At 57.2% G+C, this 10,156-nt stretch carries 9 protein-coding genes and 2 pseudogenes; 9 read left to right on the forward strand and 2 right to left on the reverse strand.

Annotated elements, in window-relative coordinates; translation table 11 throughout:
* Positions 1-2 precede the first annotated feature (2 nt).
* A complete protein-coding gene (locus AB4851_RS28630; protein WP_414449779.1) occupies positions 3-503 on the forward strand; it encodes an AAA family ATPase in 501 nt (166 codons plus the stop codon).
* 64 nt (positions 504-567) lie between these two features.
* On the opposite strand, the gene gcvA is transcribed toward AB4851_RS28630, so the two are convergent.
* Positions 568-1,500, reverse strand: a complete 933-nt coding sequence (gene gcvA / locus AB4851_RS28635) for a transcriptional regulator GcvA (protein WP_414449780.1) — start codon at positions 1,498-1,500, stop codon at positions 568-570.
* 277 nt (positions 1,501-1,777) lie between these two features.
* On the opposite strand from gcvA, the gene AB4851_RS28640 reads away from it, so the two are divergent.
* The 4 genes and pseudogenes from AB4851_RS28640 to AB4851_RS28655 all read left to right on the forward strand — a co-directional run bounded on the left by AB4851_RS28640 (position 1,778) and on the right by AB4851_RS28655 (position 4,686).
* Positions 1,778-2,917, forward strand: coding sequence for a YbfB/YjiJ family MFS transporter (locus AB4851_RS28640; RefSeq protein WP_414451970.1), 1,140 nt, complete (start codon positions 1,778-1,780; stop codon positions 2,915-2,917).
* Positions 2,881-3,201 (forward strand): annotated as a pseudogene (locus AB4851_RS28645) (tyrosine-type recombinase/integrase); the annotation flags it as partial. The gene AB4851_RS28640 and the pseudogene AB4851_RS28645, both read left to right, overlap by 37 nt.
* 36 nt (positions 3,202-3,237) lie before the next feature.
* Complete coding sequence (locus tag AB4851_RS28650; RefSeq protein ID WP_414449781.1) at positions 3,238-3,369, forward strand: hypothetical protein; 132 nt, start codon at positions 3,238-3,240, stop codon at positions 3,367-3,369.
* Positions 3,370-3,429: 60 nt separating this feature from the next.
* Positions 3,430-4,686, forward strand: coding sequence for an integrase arm-type DNA-binding domain-containing protein (locus AB4851_RS28655; RefSeq protein ID WP_414449782.1), 1,257 nt, complete (start codon positions 3,430-3,432; stop codon positions 4,684-4,686).
* 4 nt (positions 4,687-4,690) lie between these two features.
* Here AB4851_RS28655 and AB4851_RS28660 read toward each other — a convergent pair.
* A protein-coding gene (locus AB4851_RS28660; protein WP_414446794.1) for an IS3 family transposase occupies positions 4,691-5,832 on the reverse strand; the annotation gives its coding sequence in 2 pieces (ribosomal slippage) (positions 4,691-5,586 and positions 5,586-5,832; 1,143 coding nt in all).
* Positions 5,833-5,890: 58 nt separating this feature from the next.
* On the opposite strand from AB4851_RS28660, the pseudogene AB4851_RS28665 reads away from it, so the two are divergent.
* The 4 genes and pseudogenes from AB4851_RS28665 to AB4851_RS28680 all read left to right on the forward strand — a co-directional run.
* Positions 5,891-6,058: pseudogene (locus tag AB4851_RS28665) on the forward strand (preprotein translocase); the annotation flags it as partial.
* 288 nt (positions 6,059-6,346) lie between these two features.
* Complete coding sequence (locus AB4851_RS28670; RefSeq protein WP_414449783.1) at positions 6,347-7,633, forward strand: helix-turn-helix domain-containing protein; 1,287 nt, start codon at positions 6,347-6,349, stop codon at positions 7,631-7,633.
* A 13-nt stretch (positions 7,634-7,646) separates the two neighbouring features.
* The gene (locus AB4851_RS28675; protein ID WP_414449784.1) at positions 7,647-8,804 is read left to right on the forward strand and encodes a beta family protein; all 1,158 of its coding nucleotides are present in this window, start codon (positions 7,647-7,649) and stop codon (positions 8,802-8,804) included.
* Positions 8,805-9,147: 343 nt separating this feature from the next.
* A complete protein-coding gene (locus AB4851_RS28680; RefSeq protein ID WP_414449785.1) occupies positions 9,148-10,155 on the forward strand; it encodes a hypothetical protein in 1,008 nt (335 codons plus the stop codon).
* The last annotated feature ends 1 nt before the right edge of the window (position 10,156 follow it).

Genomic DNA, 10,156 nt, shown 5'->3' on the forward strand with positions numbered 1-10,156 from the left:
TCATGGGGCCGTCGAACAGTGGCAAATCAACGTTGGCCGGCGCCATCGGCCGCTCGTTTGCACTGCCCGTCATACATCTCGACCAGCTTTTTCATCAGCCCGATACCCATTGGCAACCCCGCCCGCAACGGGAGTTTATCGCCCTGCATGATCGGGCCATTGCTGAGGATAACTGGGTAATGGAAGGCAACTACTCGGTGTGTCTTCCTCAGCGATTGCAACGCGCAACGGGATTCATCCTCATCGACACGCCGACCGCGATCAGCCTGCTCCGATATCTGCGGAGAACCTTGTTCGAACGCGATCGCCCCGGAGCGCTTGCAGGGGCCGAAGACAAGGTGCGATGGGAAATGGTTCGCCACATTGCCGTTACCACTCGCGCCAATCGAGCGCGCTACGCGGCGATGTTCGACGATATCGGCTTGCCGAAAGTGCGCATGACGTCCGCGCATGCCGTGCGATCGTTTTGTCGTGAATCCGGCGTGACCTTGTTCAGAAAATAACCGATGGGTGGCGGCTGCCATTTCCAGCCAGTGTTGTGCGACTGCGATGATGCCCCATGGGCCTTCATTTGCGGAAACGCCGAGGTTGCCGGAGATCGTCGGCGGCAGTTTGACATTCCAGCCACTTGCGAAAGGCGTTGAAATCGTCCTGATCGCACGATAGCGGCTCTCTCCAAACCACGAACCAACTGTACGTATCTTCCGCCTCGACGTCGCCGACACGAACCAATCGGCCCGCCGCAAGATCATCGGCGGCCAGTACGGATCGTGCCAACGCCACGCCCTGTCCCGCCATCGCGGCTTGCAGCAACAACCCCGCATCGTCGTAACTCGGCCCTTGGGTCGGCTCGGGAAGCGCAAGGCCTGCAGCCTTGAACCAGGGCTTCCATTTCTGTCTCGGACTACGAAGCAATGTGACGTCGAGAAAGTCTTCGGCCGATTTGAGCGATGTTCGGGCGAGCAATGCAGGGCTGCATACCGGAAAGATCACGCTTTTCATCAACTTTGTCGTGTGCAAGCCAGGCCAGTGTCCCGTGCCATAACGAATCGCCAAATCGATCCCGTCTCGACCATCCAGCGCCGCAAGCGCCGCGGTCGGTCGAATGGCGATATCGACATCAGGATGGCTCGACTGAAAAAACGAAAGTCGAGGGACCAGCCAGCGAGCCGCAAAGCTCGGCAGAACGCTGACTGTCAGCGTCCGCGTGACCTGGCGTGTTCGGGGACGGGCGCGTGCAGCGTTAAAGGCCTCTGCCAGTCGCTGCAAACCCTCACGCAGATCCAGCACCAGAACTTGCCCGGCCTCCGTGAGCAGCATGCGCTGCCCCTGGCGAACAAAGAGCGTGACCCCGCCAAGCTCTTGTTCCAGACGCGCAATATGCTGGCTGATCGCGCCATGCGTCAGGGACAGCTCTTCAGCCGCGCGACTGTAGCTCAGGTGCCGAGCAGCCGCCTCGAAGGCCCGAAGTGTTTGGAGCGGTGGCAAATTGGGGATCATCGCGGTTAATCTGGCTATCAGTGATGGTTAGTTTACATCGTTTGCCACGCTCGAAAATCAATCGAATAATACGGGCCAAAATGAAGCCCAGCACGAATATACACCGTTAATTTTACTGACGATAAATGGCAGCCAAGGCACCGGCGACAGCAAGGGCTTCATGGTCAACCCACAGGACGCCACGATGGCTATCGACAACACCCTTGCCCATTCAAAACGAACGCCCCCATTGAATTCCACGCCCCTCGCGCCCGTCTGGGTTGTATTCGGATTGGCGATGGGGCCGGCGGTGGCGCTGGGCCTTGCACGCTTCGCCTATGCGCTTCTGCTCCCTCCGATGCGCAGCGCGCTCGGATGGAGCTTTGCCGATGCCGGCGCGATGAACACGGCAAATGGTGCCGGATACTTGATTGGCGCATTGGTCGCCGCACCGATTGGGAAACTGATCGGCGACAAACTCGTTTTTGCGCTCGGCTTGTTGTTGACGGCGGTGTTCGTGGGTGCCTCCGGCCTGACAGCCGACTTCACGATATTGCTGACACTGCGAACGATCGCCGGCTTTACGGGGGCGCTCTCATTTGTCGCTGGAGCGGGCCTTACCTCGGTAGCCGCCACCGGGGGTGCTCAAAGCCGGGCCCCCACTTTGCTCGGCATTTACTTTGCGGGCGCCGGCATCGGCGTCACCACTTCGGCACTGGCCGTTCCCCCGCTGCTCAACGCGACCGGATGGCGCGGCGGATGGTTGGTACTGGGTGGATTGGGATTGCTGGCGACAGCGTTCGGCTGCTTCGCGCTCAAACGCGCTCGCACGACCATCTACACGTCGTCCGAGGCCGCACGAGGCGGATGGTCGCCTTGGTTTATGGCACGCAAGCTTATTGCCTACGCGTTGTTTGGCGCAGGCTACATTGCCTACGCAACGTTCATCGTCGCATTCCTCCGTAGCGAGGAAGGGCTGACTGGCCCGGAAATTTCCGCGTTCTGGTCGATCCTGGGGCTTGCATCGATCGGCGCCGCCTTTGCGTGGGGCCCCATTCTTGGACGCCTTAAAGGCGGATGGGGAACTGCGGCAACGATCGGCATGGTCGCGATAGGGGCCGCTATTCCGCTGATATGGAGCAATGTGGTCGGCGCTTTTCTCTCGGCGATCCTGTTTGGTGGTTCTTTTCTCGCGGTGATCGCAGCCGTCACATCGTTTGCCCGCCGAGCTGCGAAACCGCACGCATGGACGAGCGCCATTGCGGCATTGACGATCGCTTTCGGACTCGGCCAGTGCATCGGCCCGGTGCTGAGTGGCGCGCTTTCCGATGGCCCCAATGGCGTGCGTGTGGGCCTCTGGTTGTCCGTCGGCATCTTGATGGCGGCCGCCGTTATCGCAGCTTTACAGCCGGAGCCGGTGGTCATCAATCTCAGATAGATAAGCGGGATTTCAATCGGGCATGTGCCGAGGCGGGGATGGTGGATTTCAACTGACACGACCTGAGGCACACATGGGCGAGCTGACATGTGCAGCGCGGGACGCCGCTGATGATGCTGAAGGAGCTAGGCGGCTGGGAGACGATTTCGATGGTGCAGAAGTATGCGCACTTGGCGCTGAGCCATCTGGCGCAGCACGCCGGCAACGTCAAGTTTCTGTCAATGTCGGTGGATCAGGTGGTCGATGAGGCGACCAAGAAATCGCCCAAAACCCTTGCTGCATAAGGCTTTCGACTGGCCCGCCCTACACGATTCGAACGTGTGACCTACGGCTTAGAAGGCAGAAGGTTTTTACCTTCCTTGGCGTGGATCGACGTTGATGACTCCCATCAAACAACTGAAAATAAACAACTTTTTATCAAACCGCTGAAAAGTGATGTTGACCTTGATTGATCTAAAATCCTAGAATTCGGTTACATGGCGGTTACACGGAAACTAGGAACCCTTCACCCGATGTCCAAGGTCAACTTCACGGTCGCGCGAGTCGACGCGCACCACTGCCCCGACGGTAAGCCGCAAGCATTTCTCTGGGACAGCCGAGCGCCCGGCCTTGGGCTCCGTGTCACGGCGAACGGTGTCAAGGCGTACATTTTTCAGTCGAAGGTGCACGGGAAGACCGTGCGGATCACCATCGGCGACCCGCGCAGCTTCACGATAGAAAAGGCTCAGACCGAGGCCAGGCGCCTGCAAACACTCGTGAGCGAAGGCAAAGATCCTCGAGAAGTAGCCGTCGCAGAGAAAGAGATGCATGCACGAGCGCGAGAGGAACGTCTCGAGCGCGAAGCTCTTGCGCGGAAAATGGTCGAAGAAGAGTTGCTAAGAACATCGCTGCTCGCTCGCACGGTCTGGAACGCGTACATGGATGCCCCCCATGAAAAATGGGGAGAGCGACATCGCGCCGACCATATTCAGGCGGCCGATCCTGGCGGAGCACCAAGAAAGCGCGGCGAAGGTGTCACCGTCGCCGGCCCTCTTGCGCCGTTGCTCGATATGCCACTCTCACAAATCGATGCCGATGTCGTGAAGGAATGGTTTCGCAGTCAGCAGGCAACTCGGAAGACGATGGCAGCGAACGCATACCGAAAATTTCGCGCGTTCATCCGATGGTGTGCGGCGTCGGATCTGTTTCGTGCGGCAACGAATTCTGACTGCTGCACTGACCCGGCCGTTAAAGATACGATCCCGCGCCAACGAGCAAAGGAAGGCGACTGCCTGCAACGGGAACAGTTGGCATCGTGGTTCAGCGCGGTCAGGGCCATACCTAACCCTGTAATCTCGGCATATCTTCAGGGGCTGCTGATCACAGGAGCTCGACGCGAAGAGTTGGCATCTCTGAAATGGATCGACGTTGACTTTCGTTGGCGCAGCTTAACTTTGAACGACAAGATCGAGGGAACTGGTGGCCGCACGATTCCCCTTCCACCGTATTTCTCGGAGTTGCTGCTACACCTCAAGCACCTCAACGAGCTGCCCCCGAATCGGCGTCAAGTCAGAGAGCTCGCAAACCAAGGGAGGTTGTGGTTCCCTTCCCCATGGGTATTTGCAAGCAAGAAGGCTAAGGACGGCAAATTGGCGGAACCGAGGATCGCGCACAACAAGGCGCTAGCAAGCGTCGATTTACCTCATCTCAGCTTGCATGGTCTCCGACGTTCATTTGGTACGTTATCGGAGTGGGTGGAAGTTCCAACTGGACTGGCCAGAGTTTCATAGACACTCACAAGCCGTTTAGCGCGTAGCGCCGCTCAAACTCTACAGGTGACAGGTCGCCGGCGGAACCATGCCGGCGAATCGGGTTGTAGAACATCTCAATGTAATCGAACACGTCCGAGAAAGCTGCTGTCCTGTTCGGGTAGATGCGCCGCTTGACCCGCTCCTTCTTCAATGCGCTGAAAAAGCTTTCGGCAACGGCGTTATCGTGGCAATTTCCGCGACGACTCATGCTCGGGACCATATGGTGAGCCCTCAAGAATGACTGCCAGTCATCGCTGGTGAACTGACTGCCCTGATCCGAATGCACCATGACACCGGGCCCCGGTTTGCGCTTCCAGACTGCGGCCAACAGGGCTTGCAACACCAGATCAGTGGCCATCGTTGATCGCGTGGCCCAGCCAACGATCTGACGCGAGTACAGATCCATGACCGCCGCCAAATACAGCCAGCCTTCGTAAGTTCGGATGTACGTGATGTCGGTTACCCAGACTCTGTTCGGCGCGTCGGGGGCAAACTCCCGATTCAATACATTGTCCACCACACCAACCGGGCCCCCACGATAACGAGGCTTGCTGCCGTAGCCGACTTCGGCGCGCAACCCTTCTTCGCGCATTAACCGAAACACGCGATGACGACTACACGTCTCGCCCGATTCTCGCAAATCCACCGTGATTTTGCGGTAACCGTAGACGCCGCCGCTGGTCAGCCAATGATGCTTGATCAGACCGAGGAGCCGGTCGTCCTCGCGCTGGCGCTCACTACCCGACTGACGCCGCCAGGCGTAATAACCGCTGCGATGAACGTTGAGAACACCGCACATCGTACGCAGGCAATGCTCGTTGATATGGGCCCGAATGAATGCGTACTTTGCCGTTATCCCTTTGCAAAGTACGCGGCGGCCTTTTTTAGAATGTCGCGCTCCTCGGTTACCCGCTTGAGTTCGGCCTTCAGCCTACGCACCTCGGTGTTCTGGTCCAATTCCGCCTGCCGCACAACATCCGGCTTATCGAATTTCGCCCGCCAAGCATAGAGGCTGTGCGTCGTAATGCCCAGCCGCTGGGCGACATCCGCCACCGAGTGACCGCGCTCGGTAACTTGCTTGACTGCTTCGATCTTGAACTCATCCGTGTACCGCTTGCCGCTCATGCTGACCTCCTCGGTTGCCATAAATTATGGCTCGAAGATGTCTACGAAAGGCTGGCCAGTCCAAACAGGTGTTGTCGCACAAATTCAAGGCCATCGCCCGTCAGCGATCGCGGAAAAGCACTATCGCCGGCGCCCTATCGACCTTCTTCGGAAATGGCATGATGCGATCGAGATGTGGATGATCGAGCAAGCAGGAATCGATTCTTCTGGCGAACAGTACGATTGAATTCGTGTTGATGTCACTCCGCCCTAACAATCCGCGCTCGACAATCAATTGCAACTTTCAACGCTCGTAGATATTGGCGTCGAAGCCGCTTGGGTCGGGCAGTGTCATCCCGTAGACCATCAGCACGCGCAAAAGCGCTCGAACCCATAAGTAAATTTACTCCTGATTTCCCGCAGCAAGCATTCGACTGCTTGCGCTCGACCAGTGTGGCGATGTTCATCGTCATAGACCAAGTGCTACGAGCGAAACACAATTGCACCCAACAAATTTGTTGGGTAAAATTCTCACATGTCTTCGCAAGCTCTTATCACCAACGACCGCCATGCCCGCGAGGTCACCGGGCTGATCGAGGAATTGTCATGTGCGACCTCGTCGGAACAAATGCTCAAGTCGGTGGTCAGCGGCCTCCCCCCGGAGGTCATGGCGGGTGTCCAGCGCGCTTTGACCGCAGAACGTGCAGAACTCACGGCCATGCTCAATGCTTATCTGGACGCCAAGCGTGGCGATCTGGCGCAGCTGAAGGCGCGGGCTCAAAACGATTTGGGCGAGATGCTTATCGTGGCTCGCATTGCCAAGGGTTGGTCCCAGAAGGATCTCGCGCGGCAGATTGGCCTACGCGAGCAGGCTATCCAGCGCTACGAAGCGGATCTCTACCGTTCCATCAGCCTAGCCGGCTTTGTTCGTGTAGCGAAGGCGCTAGGACTGAATCTGTCTGCTGATATCTGTCCCAATGCCACCGCACCCTGGATGTCTCTGCCTTCGCTGGATGTTTCTGCCGAGCAGGCGCAGAAAGTGTTGAAACATGCGAGGGAGAACGGCTGGCTCGAAAATATCGATTCCGATGAAAACGCACTGAGTCAACTGGTGCGCTATGTCGCAGAGCACGTGGGAAGCCACGGAAAACCCTCGCTGTTTCGAACAGGCCTGGTTGTTGAACACCACGCCGATGACTGGTCCTTGCTTTGCTGGAAGGCGCAGGTGACACGTCGGGCCAAAGCGACCATTGACGCCCAGAAGATCAAATACCGCCCTCTCGACATGGCATGGCTGAAAGACCTTCCCGGCCTGAGCGCAATTGAGGATGGTCCGCTTCTCGCCCGAGACTTGCTGCTGGCCCATGGCATAGTGGTCGTCGTCGAGCGCCATGTTCCGGGCATGAAAGTCGATGGGGCGGCATTTCTGATCGATGACATTCCGGTGATCGGCCTGACGCTTCGTCGAGACGCACTGGACAACTTCTGGTTCACGCTACTGCACGAAGTAGCGCACGTGATCCTCCACTACCGGACAGGCCTAGCTGCTGGTTTTTTTGACAACATTGAAACGCGGGAAATTGACGAGATGGAGGCGGAAGCTGATCAGTTCGCCGGTAGCCTGCTAATCCCCAACGACCTCTGGTTACGCTCGCCCGCGCGTATTTCTAAGACGGCTGAAACCATCGAGCGTTTCGCGCAACGCCTCGGGATCTCTCCCGCAGTGGTCTTTGGGCGTATCCGGATGGAACGACAGAATTACGCAATATTCTCAGACAAGATTGGTTCAGGTCAGGTTCGTAAGCTGTTTTTTCAACAGTAGTCGGAGGTTCTGAATGCATGAGGGTTCGAAGATCCTGTATTGTCCGGCATTGCGCCTAAAAGCCGGCGAGCTGGCTGGAATAAGGGAGCTTGACGACGGAGTCGCACGGCACGTTCTGCCCCGCCTTATCGTCCCTCCAGCGGACGATCGTGACGATAACCCCCAGCCCCGGCTGTTCAACTCCGAGTGTAACGTGCCGGATGTGGGCGGCCTTGTGAGCACTCACTGGCGCGGCCGGCGGGCATTCATCGACTTTTCTTATCTCATTCCCGAATGCAGGGCGGCACAGAGCGAAACATGGTTGCCTCCGATTTTCGCCCGCGCTAGGTCGCTCCATGTCCGAGCGATCCCCTTCGTGCCGATAAGCAAGCTGAGCTCCGAACTGATCTCTGCCATAAAGAGAGTTTTGCCCGCCGACGAGACGCTCAAGCTCGGAATAAGCGTGCGATCTGGCGATCTGGAAGATCCGCAACTTGAGAAAACATTCAGCACGATTCTCAGTGAGCTGTCTCTGGAGTTCCGCGAGTGTGCCGTCTTTGCCGACTTCACAGACGCAGACTTTTCCGAGTTCCAATTAGTGAGCCCGATTATCGGTTTTGCTCTGGAAGCGTTGCAGGATCTCGGCCCTTGGCAGCTTATCGTCTTCCAAGGTACTCACTATCCTGAGAAAAACCCCGCCACTCAGGCTGGACAGACGGTAGCGTGGCCCCGCAACGAATGGCATGCCTGGCACAACGCCGTGAAGTTCGACGCCAATACAGCGGAGCACATGATCTTCGGCGATTACGCCGCAGACTGCGCAAAGATGAATTTCAAGAAAGCACGTGCTCAAGCGATTCGCCACTATCGCTACGCAACGCCAACGGACTGGCTGATCGTGCGCGGCGGCAGTGGTGACAGCGATTCGCGCATCATGGCCGATGTCTGCCAAAGGATAGTTGATAGCGGTCAGTTCGCTGGGGCCGACTTCTCGCTGGCGGATCGGTACATCCGCGATAACGCCATTGACGGTACCAACCCTGGCAATCCTCAGATCTGGCGTCAGGTCAATACGACACATCACATCACGCAAGTCGTGACCGACGTTGCGAAAGTTCGAGACATTCATATCGCGCCGTTGCCCGCAGAGCCTGCAATACTACAGGCCCAATTGTTCGCGCCAGGCGAGTGATCCAAATGGCGTACACGTGACTAAACCGCTGCGCACCAACAAGCATAAAGCGCCGTTCAACACTCATGCGTTCCCACTGGAATCGCGGCTGGAGCGCCCGAAGGTTATTCGATATGCGAAGAGGTGTTTGATGTCTAAAGGCCCGATCCCACCCTTACCCGATCGCGACCAGTTATTTCAGGAGGTATGGACTACCCCTATGGTGCATGTCGGTCACCGATACGGCATTTCGGGAACAGATGTGCGACGTGTATGTGACGCATTCCAGATACCCGTCCCACAGCCCGGGCATTGGACGCGAGTCGACCTCGGACATACGATTCCGCGGCCTGAACTGCCTGCGATGTCCAAGCAGGAAATCCTAACTGCCGTATCCGCAGTTGAAGCAATAATCGGTCGGCCCAAACAGCTTGTCGAAATGCGTGCCGACAAGCGAATTCAGAAAGGGAAGAAAACCAACGCCAACGATGGCCCCAATCAAAAAGATTGGCATCGTGCCATCGAACAGTTACGTGAGCAAATGGACAAAGGTGTCGCTCGCGCCGACCATCTAAAAAAAAGACATGACTGGGAACAGGGCCATCCCGGAAAGCAATACCCGCACAAAGGTGAAGTCGTCTATGGAAGCTGGGAATCCTTTTGTGATGCAGGGCAGTTGTTGGTGACCTCGCACCGCAAGTTCGCCGCTCGTTTATCCACGGGCACCTATCAGCGAGGACTGTTAATTCTTAACATCCTTTGCCACGGAGCAGGGCTTGAGGGATACACGGTTCAGATGGCAAAGGACAATGAACGCCTTGAGCTATCGAAGCAAGGAGCTCGCGTCGGAATTCGCATTACTGAAAAATTAATTCAAGGTACGCGGTATCGCACCAATAGCTGGGACAAGTCTCGTGAGCCAGTGCGTACGCTAACGCCAACCGGAACGCTCACACTGTTTGTTGAACAGCAAGGCCCAGGCCAAACCGAGTTGTCGGACACCAGAGACCTGCCGCTCGAACAGCAGTGGAAACGCATTCTTGCAGCCATCAAGCATCGGCACCAAGGCTCGCTGACAAACGTCGCGGAATGGGATGAGCAGAAGCGAAAATGGAGAGAGGCCGAAATCCGACGCGAGGAGGCGGCAAAAATCATTGCTGAGGAAAACCGAAGGCAAGCGTCCCTGTTCTCCGAAGTCGAAAACTGGCAGCGTGCGGAACTGATTCGAGCTTACGTCGCGTACCTTGATAGCAAACTGGCAGATCAAGCCCAGTTAAACACCGGATACATCACGTGGAGGACATGGGCTGCCGAAGTTGCAGACAAGCTCGACCCAGCCCTCCATCGCATCGGCAAGGCGTCTGAAGCATGAC

The organism is Burkholderia sp. 22PA0099 (assembly GCF_047497165.1).
GTDB lineage: Bacteria > Pseudomonadota > Gammaproteobacteria > Burkholderiales > Burkholderiaceae > Burkholderia.